This window comes from Sinorhizobium sp. P24N7 (genome assembly GCF_042436655.1).
Classification (GTDB): Bacteria; Pseudomonadota; Alphaproteobacteria; order Rhizobiales; family Rhizobiaceae; genus Sinorhizobium; species Sinorhizobium meliloti_A.
In genome coordinates this window covers 1-13,940 of sequence record NZ_JBHMIW010000017.1, presented here as the reverse complement: position 1 = coordinate 13,940, position 13,940 = coordinate 1, and the positions used below count along the sequence as shown (strand labels likewise).

The window sequence follows — 13,940 nt, the reverse complement described above, 5'->3', positions numbered from 1 at the left end:
ACGCCGATGCCTGGAATCGACGTTCTGATACTGACGCAAGCCAATTGCGGGTTCTGCGACGATGCCAAGAACCTCTTCCAGCAGCTGGCGGGGGAGTTCCCACTGTCTGTCAGGATAATGGATGTGAACTCGCCCGAAGGCCGGGAGCTTGCCGCCAGCGGTGGCGTTCTGTTCCCGCCCGGCATCCTCATCGGAGGTGAGCCGTTCAGCTACGGACGCCCCTCCGAGCGGAAGATTCGGAAGGAGATTGAAAGAAGATTGTCAACTCGCCGCACAGCAACGGCGTCAACCAAACCGGAAAGGACCTATCGATGAGCACTTCTGTACCAGAGAACTCTTTGAGCCGGGATATCGGCAATTACATCCGTTACCAGCTCCGTGGCAGGCGCGGCCTGATAGCCGCGGCTGTCGCCGTAGCTGTCCCTGCGCTTTGGATCGGCTGGCCTTGGCTGGTGGTGGCGGGGATCGCCCCTATCCTCATCGCGCTCGCACCCTGCGCCATCATGTGCGCGCTCGGCTATTGCGCGATGCGCACCGGCTCCAATTCGAACCAAGGCGAAGCAAGCGGCGCTAACCTCAACAGCGGCGAAGCAAATTGCTGCTCGAAGCCGCAGCCGGTCGACGACAAGATCGCTACGATGACAGCGCGCAAGTTGGCTGACGGGCCGGCGGATCCCATGGCTACCGCAAACCCGTCTCAAGCCAGATTGTACTCGGCCGACGACCCCAACGTCGATCAACCCCAAGCCACCGGACAATCCGGTGCAACCGCCGTTCAGGAAAAGGAGAAATTCGAATGAGCAAGATGTCGAAAGCAATCGCCGCTGCAGCCGCTGCTGCAGGGCTTGCCCTCGCCTCGATCGCCTTTGCCCAGGGTGAGGCGGACACCAGGCAGCCGGATCAATCGCAAGGCAATCAGCAGATGATGCAAGGCGGCATGATGCCGATGATGAACATGATGACCCAGATGAATGAGATGATGGGCGCCTGCACAAAGATGATGCAGACCATGACGCCGAACATGCCTTCCGAAGAGGGCAAGGAGCCCGACAAGAAAGGGTAATCGCACGGAGGGAAGCGGGCCGGCCGGCATGCGGGCCCGTTTCCCCGAACTCCTGGGGCCAAGGAGAACGCAATGAAATCTCTGACATGTCTGTTTGCTGCAATCACCGTCGTCATTGCCGCGGTCGCCTTGGCCCCAGCGGTGGCCTCGGCGCACTCGCTCAAGGACGTGCAGCAGGACCTCTTCGACAAGGAGAAATACTTCCAGATCAAGGACGAGCCTGCACCGGATTTTGCGCTTCAAGACGCGTCCGGGAAGCCGATGCGGCTCGAAGATCTTAGGGGCAAGGTCGTCGTCCTGCACTTCATCTACGCCGGCTGCCCGGATGTCTGCCCGCTGCATGCCGACCGGATCGGCGAGATCCAGAGGATGGTCAACATCACGCCGATGAAGGACCGGGTTCAGTTCGTTACGATCACGACGGACCCAAAGCGCGACACGCGTGACGTGCTGAAAGATTACGGTCCGGTTCATGGCCTCGATCCGTCAACGAACTGGGTCTTTCTCACAAGTGGTGCGAGCAAGCCCGAGGACACCACCCGCAAGCTCGCGGAAAGATTCGGCCACGAATTCATCGTGACGAAGGACGAGATGCAGATCCACAGTGTCGTCACCCACATCGTCGATCAGAATGGACGGTGGGTGGCCAACTTCCACGGTCTCGGCTTCGAACCTATGAACTTGGTTGTGTTTATCAACGCGATGACGAACGCGAATGCGCCGCACAAGGAGCCCGAGCCTCCTTCGCTTTGGGAGCGGGTCCGCTCGTTCCTTCCCGAAGGCTACTGACGCCAACAACAATTGAGGATTTTCACATGAACCGTCGCAAGAACCCATTGATCATCGCCGGTATGCTGGCGGCGCTGGCCGTCGCTGTCGGCAGCACTGCGCAGCCGAGCCAGGCCGGAGAGCGCGTTCCCCTCGCCAAGGTCTCCCATATTCACGGGATTGCAGTCGATCCGGCCGACCCGCAGCGCCTCTATCTCGCCACCCATTATGGCGTTTGGCTGACCTTCCCCGACGGCACCGCGGAACGGATCTCCGACAACGAGAACGATTACATGGGGTTTTCGCCGCACCCGAGCGAGACCGCGACATTCTTGGCGAGCGGACATCCGGCCGACGGCGGCAACATGGGCGTGATCGTGTCGAAAGACGGCGCTCGGAACTGGCAACCGTTGGCAGACGGCGTTGAGGGCCCGGTCGATTTCCATGCCATGGATGTTAGCGCGGCCGATCCCAACGTCGTCTACGGCCTTTACGGCAGCGTGCAGGTCAGCCGGGACAGCGGCAAAAGCTGGGAGGTTGCCGGATCGCCGCCCGCTGACGTGTTCGATCTCGCAGCCTCGGCCGTCAATCCGGACATCGTCTATGCGGCGACCCGGAATGGGCTGATGGCCAGCTTCGACGGTGGCAAGAACTGGAAGGCCGCCGGGGGGGAGGGGCAGCCGGCAAGCATGGTCGACACGGCTCCGGACGGCACCGTCTACACGTTTGTTCTGGGTTCCGGCCTGCTGAAGGCGCCGGCCACGGCGCTTGCCTTGCAGCCAGTTGCCAACAGTTTCGGGGAGCAGATCCTGCTCCATATGGCGTTCGATCCCGGCAATCCGCAGCGCATGTTCGCGGTCAGCGAGAAGAGCAAGATTCTGACCAGCACCGATGGCGGAAAAAGCTGGACCGCCTTGAGTTCGTAAGGTGAAGGCCGCGGAGCGGAGGAATCGTAGTGATGAGCAGCTTTGACACTCACCTCTCGCCGGATTTCTCGCGCTCTCCGGACCTCTGGCTACCGACTTTGCGGCGCTATCTGCTGTTCGTGTCGGGCGGCAATCTCGTGTGGGAGATGCTGCACCTGCCCCTCTACACACTCTGGCAGGAGGGTACGGCGGGTGACATGATCTTTGCCGTGGTGCATTGCACCGGCGGCGATATTCTGATCGCGCTCTCCTCGCTCGTGCTAGCGCTTTTACTGATCGGGGATGGGGCATGGCCCGCACGACGCTACAAGGCGACGGCTGCGCTCGCCATGACCTTCGGGCTTGGCTACACGATTTTCTCCGAATGGCTAAACACCGCCGTGCGGGCGAGCTGGGCCTATTCGGAGCTGATGCCCGTCATACCGGGAATCAATGCCGGCCTTTCGCCCCTCGCGCAGTGGATCGTCATTCCCTTGGCCGGCTTTTGGTGGGCGCGCCGGTCCAGTCGTATCGTTAGGAAACCAAGCGCCACAACCTCGCCATTCATTCCCGATCGGAGGCAAAACGATGTTTAAGCCAGGTGCCGGCCTCGTCGCAACGATGACGGGAACCATGACGACTTTCTCGTTCTGGCTGATCGCAGTTCCCCATCTCACGAAAAATCGGCTGAGGAGGATTTCCGCATGACCCGAAAATTGCGTTCGCAGCGAATGATCACCGGAGCGGCAATCGTGATCGTGCTCCTGGAAGCGGTTTCGCTTCCGCAAGGGGGTCTTGCGGCCGAAGAAGCCGGCGATGACGCGCTCAGGCAGCGCTTCCGATATCTGAGCGAAAACGGCAACAGCAACTGTTCACGTCAGTTCATGGAATCGATCACCAAGATGCCGATGACGGCGCAGCTGCAAGGCTCCTGTTGCAGCCCGATGGACGAGCATCGCTATATCGAACAGGTCAAGGGGCTTAGGAAGTACCAACACATCACCATGGTCCCGGCCGATCCCTACGACATTCCGGCCGGCCTCGCGCAACAGCTCTTGCCACATTACGCCGACACGCTCTCTCCCCGGGAGCAGACCGCCTATGACTACGCAATGGAGAACTCCGACGAAAAGGGGCCTTGCTGTTGCCAGTGCTGGCGCTGGCATGTCTATGGCGGCCTCGCGAAATATCTGATCCGTGAGCACGGTTTCACCGGCGAGCAGATCGCCAAGGTCTGGGACTTGTCCGACGGCTGCGGCGGAGCCGGCGAGCACGTCCACTAACGGCAACACGCTTCTGCCAAAGCGCAAGCAGAGGATTGAAATCAGGCTGGCACGAAAATGGACCCTGGATACGAACAGTGGATCCGGCTCTGGCCCTATGCGGTGCTTCTGATCGTTGTGGGCGCCTGGGCAATCTATCATTTCCTGGCTCCGTCGAGTTGGCGCGAGTGGGCCGGCGCCGGAGTCGTGCAAGCCTTCATCATCGCGCTCTACGCCGAGATGTATGGCTTTCCGCTGACAATCTACTTCCTGACGAGCTTTCTGCCGATCGACATTCCGCTCGTGCATTCCAGTGGCCATTTGTGGGCCACGCTGCTGGGCTACGGACGCGGCGGCGCTGTGGTCGAGATGCTGATAGGCAGCGTATTCATCGCCGCCGGATTGCTTCTGATCATTAAGGGTTGGGTCAGGATCTATTTTCGCCGCCATGACCTCGTTACCGATGGCGTTTACGGCCTCGTCCGCCACCCGCAGTATACTGGCATCTTTCTCGTCGTCCTCGGGCAGCTGATCCACTGGCCGACCGTGTTCACGCTGGCGCTCGCACCGGTGATTGTCTGGCTCTACGTGCGGCTGGCGCGCCGGGAGGAAGCCCTGCTTATCGAACAGTTTGGCGAAGAGTACCGAAAATATCGGCAGCGGGTACCGATGTTCATCCCGCATTGGCCGCGGGCCGATCAGGCAGAGCCAGGAAGCAGGATAAGGTGATCAAATGGTTGGCTTGAGCCCCCAACGAAGCACTGCTGGCGATGACCGAGAGGCGGTGGCGGGTGGAATTCATCGTCCGCCGGTCAGCGGCCAATACCAACGGTGGCCACGGGAACGCGAGCCCATCGCCACCGCGATCACTGGGGCGAGAGCGTGGTATAATCCGCAATAACGTACGGGAGAGATCTCCATGGCTATGAACGAAACGGTCGAACCTACCCGGCGAGATTTTCTCTATCTGGTGACGACTATGGCAGGGATCGTGGGGGCCGGGGCTGCGACTTGGCCCTTCATCGATCAGATGCGCCCCGACGCATCGACCCTTGCACTGGCCTCCATTGAGGTAGATATCGCTTCGCTCGAGCCAGGTATGTCGTTGACGGTCAAATGGCGTGGCCGCCCCGTCTTCATTCGGAACCGAACCGCAAAGGAGATTGAAGACGCGAATGCGACCGCGCTTGAAGAACTCAAAGATCCTGTCGCGCGGAATGCCAACCTTGCCGATGATCAGCCGGCGACCGATCTGGCCCGATCTGCCGGAGAAGGCAGGGAGAACTGGATCGTGATGATCGGGGTCTGCACGCACCTAGGCTGCGTACCTCTGGGACAAGCAGGTGACTTCGGCGGCTGGTTCTGCCCTTGCCACGGTTCGCACTACGACACGGCGGGCCGCATTCGCAAAGGGCCTGCACCGGAGAACCTCGCCATTCCACCCTTCGAATTCGTTTCCGAAACGGTCGTGCGGATCGGGCAAGCGGCGGCGGGTTCGGCGTAAATCCGAGGCCGTGCTCGACTTCACGATGCCGTAGCTTTCGTTCTTGTGGTGAGCCTCGCCAAGACCGGACGCCATCTTGTCCTGGCGGCGGAAACGCTCGGGACTGAGGCGGTGATCGGTTCTTTAAATCTGCCTGCAGCTCGTACGGGAACCTTCGCCGCCACGGTGGGTTTGGAGGCTAAAGGGCCGCCTCCATGTGCGTTCTGAGAAGCATCTCACATCTGATCCAAGTCGCGGTTCTCTGCATCGCTGTCGTCAACATGCACGACGTAGCGGCCGCAGCCTATTTCGACGCGGACCACCAATGCTTGTCGATTTCGCAGCCGGGCCAAGGCATTCCCGATGGCATGCACAACGGGCCGTCCTGCACAAAGACGCAGTGCTGTCCCACCCTCCCAGAGCCTTCAAGCAATCACTCACGTGCAGCCGCCGAGCCACGAAATCGGCATATCGACGAGACCAATCCCTTCCTCCTGGTGCGTGCGCTCTACCCTCCGCCGAAGCGAACGCTCTTCTGAATCGAAAGATCTCACCCGAACAGGAGCGTGACATGAACACCGTGCTCAAGATTGCGGTCGCGTTTTCGGCCGGATCGATCACACTTTCCGGCGCTGCGACTTCGGCCTTGGCCCAGATGACAATGCCGGAAGCCTGCAAATCCAAAACCGCAAGCGGCGACATGGCGATGCCGGGCGGAACGGACGCGGACCCCAACATCGCATTCGTCTGCGACATGATCGCTCATCACGCGGCCGCTATCGCCATGTCGGAACTCGAGCTGAAGTACGGCAACGACGAGGAGACGAGGTCGATTGCCGAGAAGATCATCGACACAAAGAAGAGGGAAATTGAGGAGATGACCATCTGGCTCAAGAAACACGCCAAGTGATCCTTCCCAGCCCGTCGAAAGGAGAACCCAAATGCATGATCGTCATCAATCACCCGAAATGAAAGCTTGCATCGCCGAGTGCTTGGCCTGCTACCAGGAATGCCTATCGACGGCGATGTACCACTGCCTGGAAACGGGCGGGGAGCATACGGAGCCCAAGCACTTCAGGCTGATCTCGGCTTGTGCGGAGATCTGCCGGACGGCAGCACATTTCATGCTGGTCGGCTCGGATCATCACAGGCACGTCTGCCGGGAATGCGCTGAAATCTGCACCGAGTGCGCCGATGATTGCGAGCGGATCGGCGATATGCAGAGCTGTGTCGACGCCTGCCGCCGATGTGCAGAGAGCTGCCGTCGGGTGGCTGCGTAGCTAGACCCTCGAGAGATGCATGAGTCGCCATCCTCTCGAGCACCCAAGTACGCTCGGGGCTTGCAAGGCAATGGAATGCGCCAGCTCGTACGAAGGCATTTGAGCCTAGCGACGCGCTGCTCGACGCTGCTGGCCTTGATCTTCAACGACAGTTCTTTGCCGAACCGATCCGCACATGTGCGGCTCTGCAGTCGTCAGCACTTCTCTCGACCGCTCGTTCTTCGAGGAAGCGGGCCTTCTCAGTTACGTTGAGGAGCGAATTGAAATGGCTGAACAGATAGATACCATCATTGTGACCGGCAGCACCGGGTACATCGGATCGGCGCTGGTTAACAGCCTCGCCGGCCGTTTCGCCCTTATTGGGCTTGACAGGGCAGCAACGCGTCAGCCGCCGCCAGCGGCAGAGTGCGTTTGCATCGACTTGACGTCTGAAGACGCCGTGGCGGCCGGATTAGAGCGCGTGCGGACCGCGTATGGCACCCGCATCGCCTCGGTGATTCACCTGGCAGCCTATTTCGATCTCACTGGTGAGCCGAACCCGCTTTATGAAAAAATCACGGTGCGCGGCACCGAAATGCTCCTGCGCGCGCTCCAGCCGTTCGAGGTCGAGCAATTCGTCTTCGCGAGTTCGATGCTAGCGCACAAGGCCGGTCGACCGGGTGACGTAATCACCGAGGACACGCCGCTAGAGTCAAACCTGCCTTACCGCGCCTCCAAAATCCAGGCCGAGCGTCTGATACACGAGCAGCACGGATCGATTCCCGTTGTCTATCTTCGGCCCGCAGGTGTTTATGATGACCTTTGTCGCAACGCCTTCCTTGCCAATCAGATCGCAAGAATCTACGAGGAGGATCCGACGGGGCATCTTTATCCCGGCGACTTGCGCACTGGGCAATCATTCATCCATCTCAATGACCTCACGGACGCAGTGACGCGGCTGATCGATCGGCGCAAAGAACTTCCTTCCGAGCTGGCGTTGCTTCTCGGGGAGCCGGAGGTGATCGGTTACGGCGAGTTACAGGCCGAAATCGGGCAGCTAATTCATGGAGAGCCTTGGGAGACGCGGGAGGTGCCGAAGGCTCTCGCCAAGGCCGGCGTCTGGGTGCAGGAGGATGTCCTCGGGGAAGATTCCTTTATTCGTTCCTGGATGGTCGATATCGCCGACGACCACTACGCCATCGACATCAGCCGTGCCCGCGAGTTGCTCGGTTGGGAGCCGCGGCACTCGCTGCGCAAGACGCTGCCGACGATGATCGATGCGCTTAAGGCGGACCCGCCTGGCTGGTACAGGTCTAACAAACTCAATGCCGCCAAGGTCGCCGATCAAGGATCGAAGGCGCGCGAGCGGGCCGAGGCGGTTCACGCAAATCACAAGAAAATGAAACCAGAGCATATGTCGGAGATGGCCGGAATGGCTCAGCACATGCTCTGGGCGCATTTTTTGGTCATCGCTCTCGGCGCCTGGCTCCTGACCAGTCCTGTGCAGTTCGCCTTGTTCGATCCTGCAGCGGCCGGGACTGTTCGCGATGTAACGACGGAGCGAGGTCTTTGGGAGCCAGCCCTGCGCAATGCGCTGACCGGCTGGAGCGAAATCGCATCTGGGCTGCTTCTGATGCTGTTCGGGTCGCTCTCATTGTCGCCGCGTTTCTCATGGGCGCAGTGGGGAACGATGGTTGTCGGCCTGTGGCTGCTGTTTGCACCCTTGTTATTTTGGACGCCGAGTGCCGCAGCCCTCATGAACGACACGATCGTCGGTGGCCTCGCGATCACGTTTTCGGTGCTCGTACCAATGATGCCGGGAATGAGTCACGAAGGCATGATGGATGAGAGCACCGTCCCACCCGGGTGGACCTATTCGCCATCGTCCTGGCTTCAGCGGCTACCGATCATCGTGCTCGGCTTCTTGGGCTTTCTCATTGCACGCTATCTGGCCGCCTACCAGCTGGGCCATATCGGCACAACCTGGGAGCCGTTCTTCTCAGGCGGCGGCGGCAAGAACGGCACCGAATTCATCATCACCTCGGATGTCTCACGCGCTTGGCCGATTGCCGACGCGGGGCTCGGCGCCTCGGCTTACATGATAGAGACCCTGATGGGCGCCATGGGCACCGCCTCGCGCTGGCGCACAATGCCCTGGATGGTGACCTTCTTCTTCATTCTAGTCGTACCGCTTGGTGGCGTCTCCATCTTCTTCATAATAATCCAGCCGATCATGATCGGCACCTATTGCACGCTGTGCCTTATCGCAGCGCTCGCGATGTTGATCATGATCCCGCTGACGCTCGACGAGGTGGTGGCGATGGGCCAATACATGTTGCGCACTTTCCGGGAAGGCCGACCATTCTGGCGGACTTTCTTCCAGGGAGGGCCAGAGCCGAGTGGGACAGCAGACAAGAACGATCCGGGTTTTTCCGCCACGTTCTCTGCTCAGACGGCCGCAGCGGTACGTGGCGTGACCGTCACGTGGACTTTGGCCGCAAGTAGCGTTGTCGGCGTCTGGATCATGTTTTCGCGTCTGGTGTTTGGCACAACAGGGGCCATCGCAAACAGCGATCACCTGGTGGGGGCGATGATCTTGACGATTGCAGTCAGCGCCATGGCGGAGGTGGCGCGGCCGCTCCGGTTCCTAAACCTGCCGTTTGGACTGTGGCTTATTGGTAGTCCATGGCTGCTCGCTGGCTCGACCGCCGCCTCGACTTGGAACGGTATCATTGCAGGTATCCTTGTGATTCTTCTTAATCTTCCGAGAGGCAGGCGCAGTGTTGAGCACTACGGCGCTTGGGATAGATATGTCGTCTGAGGGTAGAGCAGATTGGCCATCGCGCCGCTCCGTGTGCACCGGCCGCTTTAAATTGCGAAATTGCGGCTGGCGCGGCTTGTTGCTCATCTGGATGCAACCAGGTGTGCACGAGTGATGCTAAGATTTGATCCTGCTAACCATCCGAGTGAGCGAAACCGGATAGTTTGCGCCAAGGTCAACTCCCAAGTTGATCGGTGAAGGAGAGTGCTCCCGCGATGTTCAGCACCGCCCGAACTCGGGAGGAGAGTATGTCGGGTAGGAAGAAGCGCTTTAGAAGAGGCGTAGTGATTCAGGACTTCGGCCCCGGTCGGGGTCGAAGAAAAGTGCGCCCTGCCGTCGGGCGTCGTGCTTCAATTCACTTTGTTTTAGGCATGATGATTATGGGCGCGGTGTTGGTAGCTGTAGCATCGCTGCTCCCAAATCTCCTAAACTGACCATTGCCCATAGATTTTTCGTGAGTTCGTTCCTCACGGCTCCGTGGGCCGCAGCTCCAGTAGGCATCAGCATCGCAGGGCGTCCAACGATGGCAGCGTCAAGAGCTTGGGCCGAATTGTGGTCCACGGAGGCGGCCAGGGCCGCCGGTGGGTAAGTGCGGCTGTCAGTCGCAACTTTCCGTGATCGGCTTCCAATCAGCCTCAGTCTATGCCAGCTTATGCGCCATGATTGCCATGGTTGTGCTTCGGCGTTTCCTTTTCGCGTTCGCGTTGCTCGGGATCGTTCTCGGTCCGGTGAGCGTGGGCGCGGCCGCCACCGGCATGGCGCTTTCTTCGGACATGCAGATGGTAGCCATGCCGGACGTGGACAGCGTCAATGACATGTCTGATTGCCCGGAAGAACAGCCAGCGCAAAAGAATCTTTGCGGAACTGCATGTCCCCTGGCGCTAATATGCTCCTCCACCATCCTGGCACACGAGGACAGGGCTGAGGGCTGGCGCGTCAACCGCACTTCGCGCGAGCTGTCGCATGGCTTTCTCCAGGAAAGCCATTTGCCGTCGGCTCTCGTAGAGCCGCCCGCACGACCTCCCAAAGCCTGATCTCACCCATTTGATCCATGGGACTCACTCCGCTCTACGAGCCGGGTGCGTCCGACCATCGTTGTTTTTCAAAGGACGCGGCCGCACGCGCCCGTCCTGGGCGAGATTTTTTATGAGCGCAAATTATCTTTCTGCAAGGGCTATCCTCGGTTCTCTGGCCATTGCTCTGACTACCGCATCCACATCGTTCGCCGCTGCCACGGACTACGAGTTCCAGCTCGTTCAGTCCGAGGTCGCCCACGGGCCGGAAGCCACGGTCGCCGTCCGCCTCGTCGACAGGCGGACCGCAAAGCCCGTGTCCGACGCGGTGATCTTCACAACCCGCCTGGACATGGCACCGGAAGGCATGGAGGCGATGACCACCTCGGTCGAGCCCATGTCCTCCACGGAACCCGGCGTCTACCGGTTCAAGACGAACCTCAGCATGGAAGGCGGCTGGCGCTTCAAGCTCGCGGCCAAGGTCCAGGGCGAGACCGAAACGGTCCAGGGCGAACTGGTTCTGCAGGCGACGCCGTGAAGACGTCCAAATTGCTGCTCCTCGTCAGCTCCCTCGCCATCGCCGGCGGGGGAGGGTACGTGGCTGGCACACGCGGCCTCGCCACCAACCTCAACCAGCTCTTCTCCGGGCACGCGCTCGGAGAAACCATGCCGCCTGCGGCGACGCCGACGGGCAAGGTCATCTATTATCGGCACCCGGACGGAACACCGGAATATTCCGCGACGCCGAAACAGGCCTCCGACGGTCGCGCCTTCGTCGCGATTCGGCAAAGCGAAGACGTCTCTTTCGAGGCCGTGAAGGCGGTCGCCGAAAAGGCGGAATCCGCTCCGCCCTCCGGCGTACGGAAGATACTCTACTACCGCAACCCGATGGGCCTTCCGGACACTTCCAAGGTGCCGAAAAAGGACTCGATGGGGATGGATTACATCCCGGTCTACGAAGGCGACGAGGCGGACAGCGGCGTCGTCAAGGTCTCCCTGGGCAAGCTGCAGCGGACCGGGGTGAAGACGGCGACGGCCGAGCGGGCCGTCGTTTCCCGCAACGTGCGCGTCCCCGGCACGATCGCCTTCGACGAGCGGCGTATCCGGATCGTCTCGATGCGGGCGGATGCATTCATCGAAGACGTCGCAGACGTCACCACCGGCGACCGCGTGGGGAAGGGGGACAGCCTGTTCCAATTCTACTCGAAGGAGATCGCCAAGGCAGGAGCGGAATACACCACTGAACTGCGGGGCGGCGGCAAGCCGGGCCTCGACGTCGGCGGCGCACGGCAGCTGCGAAATCTCGGCGTGCCTGAAGAGGCAATTCGGGTCATTGCCAAGGATCGCGCGGTACCCCGGAACATCGCCTATCTCTCGCCGAGCGACGGCGTCGTCCTCGAACGCAGCGCCACCACCGGCATGATGGCGGAGGCCGGCGACGTTCTGTTCCGGATCGCAGACACCTCGAGCATATGGGTGACCGCTGACGTTCCCGAATATGATGCTGCTGCCATCCGGAAAGGCGCTCGCGCAATCGTCCGGGTGCGAAACCTGCCCGGTAAGATTTTTCAGGGCACTGTAGACCTCATCTATCCCGAACTTCAGGCGCAGACCCGAACGGCCAAGGTGCGGATCGAGCTGCCGAATTCGGAAGGGCTGCTACTCGCCAACATGTACGCGGAGGTCGAGATCGCTTCCGGAGCGCCAGATCCGGTTGTCGCTGTGCCGAACAGCGCGGTCATCGATACCGGCGATCGCCAACTCGTCTTTGTCGACAAGGGCGAGGGACGGTTCGAGCCGAGGGATGTGTCTCTGGGTATGCGCGGCGAAGATAAGACGGAAATCACCAAGGGGATCGACGCCGGCGAGAGAATCGTCGTCTCGGCAAACTTCCTGCTTGATGCTGAAAGCAACCTCAATGCAGCGTTGAATGCGCTGACCGCCGATGAGGTGTCGCCATGATCGCGAACATCATCGCCTGGTCCGCTCGCAACCTTGTTCTGATCATCGTCGGCGCGGCGCTCTCGATTGCCGCCGGCATCTATTCCCTTCGCACGCTTCCGCTCGACGCGATCCCCGACCTTTCCGATGTGCAGGTCATCGTCTTCACCGACTATCCGGGGCAAGCGCCGCAGGTCGTCGAAGACCAGGTCACCTATCCGCTGACGACGTCGATGCTGACGGTACCACGGTCAAAGGTGGTCCGCGGCTTCTCGTTCTTCGGTGTTTCCTTCGTCTACGTGATCTTCGAGGACGGGACCGATCCCTACTGGGCGCGTAGCCGCGTGCTTGAATACCTGAACGCCGCCGCCAGTCGTCTTCCGGAGGGTGTTTCGCCAAGCCTCGGACCAGACGCGACGGGTGTCGGCTGGGTCTACCAGTACGCTCTGGTCGCCAAGGAATTGTCGCTTGCGGAACTCCGCTCGCTGCAGGACTGGGTGGTGCGCTTCGCGGCGTCGAAGTCAGAAGGCGTCGCCGAGGTCGCGAGCGTCGGCGGCTTCGTCAAGCAGTATTCCGTGGTCGTCGACCCGGCCCGGCTGAGGGCCCAGAACGTCACGCTGAACCAGATCGCCGACGCCGTTCGTGCGAGCAACCGCGACGTCGGCGGGCGGACGGTCGAGATCTCCGAATTCGAGTTCATGGTCCGGGGCAGAGGCTATCTGCAAGGCATCAAGGATATCGAGAACATCGTGCTTGCGACCGAGGGCGGCACGCCGCTCCGCCTGGGCGATGTCGCCCGCGTGGAGACTGTCCCCGACGAACGGCGCGGCATCACCGAGCTGAACGGCGAGGGTGAGGTCGCGAGCGGCATCGTGCTTCAGCGCGTCGGGGAGAACGCTCTTTCGGTCATCGACAGTGCGAAGAAGAGTCTCGCTGCCGTCAAGGAGAGCCTGCCCGCGGGGACGGAGATCCTTCCCGTCTACGACCGCTCCGAGCTGATCAAGGCGGCGATCGAGACGCTGAAGGGAACTCTGGTCGAGGAGTCGATCGTTGTCGCCCTGGTGACGATCGCGTTCCTGCTGCATGTCCGCAGCGCTCTGGTCGCGATCATCATGCTGCCGATCGGCATCCTGATGGCCTTCGTCGCGATGCGCGCGCTCGGCATCGGAGCCAACATCATGAGCCTCGGCGGCATCGCGATCGCCATCGGCGCGATGATCGATGCGGCGATCGTCATGATCGAGAACGCCCACAAGCATCTGGAGCGTGCTCCGCCTGACAAATCCCGCACCGAGGTCCTGATCAAGGCGGCGAGCGAGGTCGGTCCGGCGCTGTTCTTCAGCCTGCTGATCATCACGGTTTCGTTCCTGCCGATCTTCACGCTCGAGTCTCAGGAAGGGCGGCTGTTCGGACCGCTCGCCTTCA

The 13,940-nt window shown here is 60.9% G+C and carries 16 protein-coding genes; all 16 read left to right on the top strand.

The features are described 5' to 3' along the window. Window positions 1-6 precede the first annotated feature (6 nt). On the top strand, window positions 7-315 hold the full coding sequence (locus tag ACFHWW_RS26070; RefSeq protein ID WP_379941737.1) for a hypothetical protein: 309 nt from the start codon (window positions 7-9) through the stop codon (window positions 313-315). Continuing rightward, window positions 312-800: a hypothetical protein gene (locus ACFHWW_RS26065; protein WP_379941734.1), complete on the top strand. Its 489-nt coding sequence runs from the start codon at window positions 312-314 to the stop codon at window positions 798-800. Before ACFHWW_RS26070 ends, ACFHWW_RS26065 begins: the two co-directional genes overlap by 4 nt. Then, a complete protein-coding gene (locus ACFHWW_RS26060; RefSeq protein WP_379941732.1) occupies window positions 797-1,063 on the top strand; it encodes a hypothetical protein in 267 nt (88 codons plus the stop codon). Before ACFHWW_RS26065 ends, ACFHWW_RS26060 begins: the two co-directional genes overlap by 4 nt. A 72-nt stretch (window positions 1,064-1,135) precedes the next feature. Then, entirely contained in the window at window positions 1,136-1,852 is a 717-nt protein-coding gene (locus ACFHWW_RS26055) for an SCO family protein (RefSeq protein WP_379941730.1), read from the top strand. Window positions 1,853-1,878: 26 nt separating this feature from the next. Beyond that, a complete protein-coding gene (locus tag ACFHWW_RS26050; RefSeq protein WP_379941728.1) occupies window positions 1,879-2,757 on the top strand; it encodes a WD40/YVTN/BNR-like repeat-containing protein in 879 nt (292 codons plus the stop codon). 32 nt (window positions 2,758-2,789) lie between these two features. Further along, window positions 2,790-3,332 carry a hypothetical protein gene (locus tag ACFHWW_RS26045; RefSeq protein ID WP_379941726.1) on the top strand — a complete coding sequence of 181 codons (543 nt, stop codon included), beginning with the start codon at window positions 2,790-2,792 and terminating at the stop codon, window positions 3,330-3,332. A gap of 108 nt (window positions 3,333-3,440) precedes the next feature. Further along, a complete protein-coding gene (locus tag ACFHWW_RS26040) occupies window positions 3,441-4,019 on the top strand; it encodes a hypothetical protein (protein WP_379941724.1) in 579 nt (192 codons plus the stop codon). A gap of 57 nt (window positions 4,020-4,076) precedes the next feature. Beyond that, entirely contained in the window at window positions 4,077-4,727 is a 651-nt protein-coding gene (locus tag ACFHWW_RS26035) for a methyltransferase family protein (protein ID WP_379941722.1), read from the top strand. Between the two features lie 190 nt (window positions 4,728-4,917). Further along, window positions 4,918-5,502: a ubiquinol-cytochrome c reductase iron-sulfur subunit gene (gene petA, locus ACFHWW_RS26030; protein WP_379941720.1), complete on the top strand. Its 585-nt coding sequence runs from the start codon at window positions 4,918-4,920 to the stop codon at window positions 5,500-5,502. Between the two features lie 550 nt (window positions 5,503-6,052). Continuing rightward, window positions 6,053-6,391: a DUF305 domain-containing protein gene (locus ACFHWW_RS26025; protein WP_379941718.1), complete on the top strand. Its 339-nt coding sequence runs from the start codon at window positions 6,053-6,055 to the stop codon at window positions 6,389-6,391. 31 nt (window positions 6,392-6,422) lie between these two features. After that, window positions 6,423-6,761, top strand: coding sequence for a four-helix bundle copper-binding protein (locus tag ACFHWW_RS26020; RefSeq protein WP_379941716.1), 339 nt, complete (start codon window positions 6,423-6,425; stop codon window positions 6,759-6,761). Window positions 6,762-7,026: 265 nt separating this feature from the next. Then, window positions 7,027-9,561, top strand: a complete 2,535-nt coding sequence (locus ACFHWW_RS26015; protein WP_379941714.1) for an NAD-dependent epimerase/dehydratase family protein — start codon at window positions 7,027-7,029, stop codon at window positions 9,559-9,561. Between the two features lie 614 nt (window positions 9,562-10,175). Beyond that, the gene (locus ACFHWW_RS26010; RefSeq protein ID WP_379941712.1) at window positions 10,176-10,595 is read left to right on the top strand and encodes a hypothetical protein; all 420 of its coding nucleotides are present in this window, start codon (window positions 10,176-10,178) and stop codon (window positions 10,593-10,595) included. A 112-nt stretch (window positions 10,596-10,707) separates the two neighbouring features. After that, entirely contained in the window at window positions 10,708-11,112 is a 405-nt protein-coding gene (locus ACFHWW_RS26005) for a FixH family protein (protein ID WP_379941710.1), read from the top strand. Next, window positions 11,109-12,536 carry an efflux RND transporter periplasmic adaptor subunit gene (locus ACFHWW_RS26000; RefSeq protein WP_379941708.1) on the top strand — a complete coding sequence of 476 codons (1,428 nt, stop codon included), beginning with the start codon at window positions 11,109-11,111 and terminating at the stop codon, window positions 12,534-12,536. The genes ACFHWW_RS26005 and ACFHWW_RS26000 overlap by 4 nt, the downstream gene beginning before the upstream one ends. Further along, the coding region (locus ACFHWW_RS25995) for an efflux RND transporter permease subunit (protein WP_379941705.1) at window positions 12,533-13,940 on the top strand (1,408 nt) is incomplete at its 3' end. The genes ACFHWW_RS26000 and ACFHWW_RS25995, both read left to right, overlap by 4 nt.

What these genes read in the sequence shown, in the direction of transcription:
- ACFHWW_RS26020 (WP_379941716.1), top strand. Translation starts at nt 6,423, where the DNA reads ATGCATGATCGTCATCAATCACCCGAAATGAAAGCTTGCATCGCCGAG.
- ACFHWW_RS26055 (WP_379941730.1), top strand. Translation starts at nt 1,136, where the DNA reads ATGAAATCTCTGACATGTCTGTTTGCTGCAATCACCGTCGTCATTGCC.
- ACFHWW_RS26025 (WP_379941718.1), top strand. Translation starts at nt 6,053, where the DNA reads ATGAACACCGTGCTCAAGATTGCGGTCGCGTTTTCGGCCGGATCGATC.
- ACFHWW_RS26005 (WP_379941710.1), top strand. Translation starts at nt 10,708, where the DNA reads ATGAGCGCAAATTATCTTTCTGCAAGGGCTATCCTCGGTTCTCTGGCC.
- ACFHWW_RS26040 (WP_379941724.1), top strand. Translation starts at nt 3,441, where the DNA reads ATGACCCGAAAATTGCGTTCGCAGCGAATGATCACCGGAGCGGCAATC.
- ACFHWW_RS26035 (WP_379941722.1), top strand. Translation starts at nt 4,077, where the DNA reads ATGGACCCTGGATACGAACAGTGGATCCGGCTCTGGCCCTATGCGGTG.
- petA (WP_379941720.1), top strand. Translation starts at nt 4,918, where the DNA reads ATGGCTATGAACGAAACGGTCGAACCTACCCGGCGAGATTTTCTCTAT.
- ACFHWW_RS26015 (WP_379941714.1), top strand. Translation starts at nt 7,027, where the DNA reads ATGGCTGAACAGATAGATACCATCATTGTGACCGGCAGCACCGGGTAC.
- ACFHWW_RS26045 (WP_379941726.1), top strand. Translation starts at nt 2,790, where the DNA reads ATGAGCAGCTTTGACACTCACCTCTCGCCGGATTTCTCGCGCTCTCCG.
- ACFHWW_RS26060 (WP_379941732.1), top strand. Translation starts at nt 797, where the DNA reads ATGAGCAAGATGTCGAAAGCAATCGCCGCTGCAGCCGCTGCTGCAGGG.
- ACFHWW_RS26050 (WP_379941728.1), top strand. Translation starts at nt 1,879, where the DNA reads ATGAACCGTCGCAAGAACCCATTGATCATCGCCGGTATGCTGGCGGCG.
- ACFHWW_RS26065 (WP_379941734.1), top strand. Translation starts at nt 312, where the DNA reads ATGAGCACTTCTGTACCAGAGAACTCTTTGAGCCGGGATATCGGCAAT.
- ACFHWW_RS26070 (WP_379941737.1), top strand. Translation starts at nt 7, where the DNA reads ATGCCTGGAATCGACGTTCTGATACTGACGCAAGCCAATTGCGGGTTC.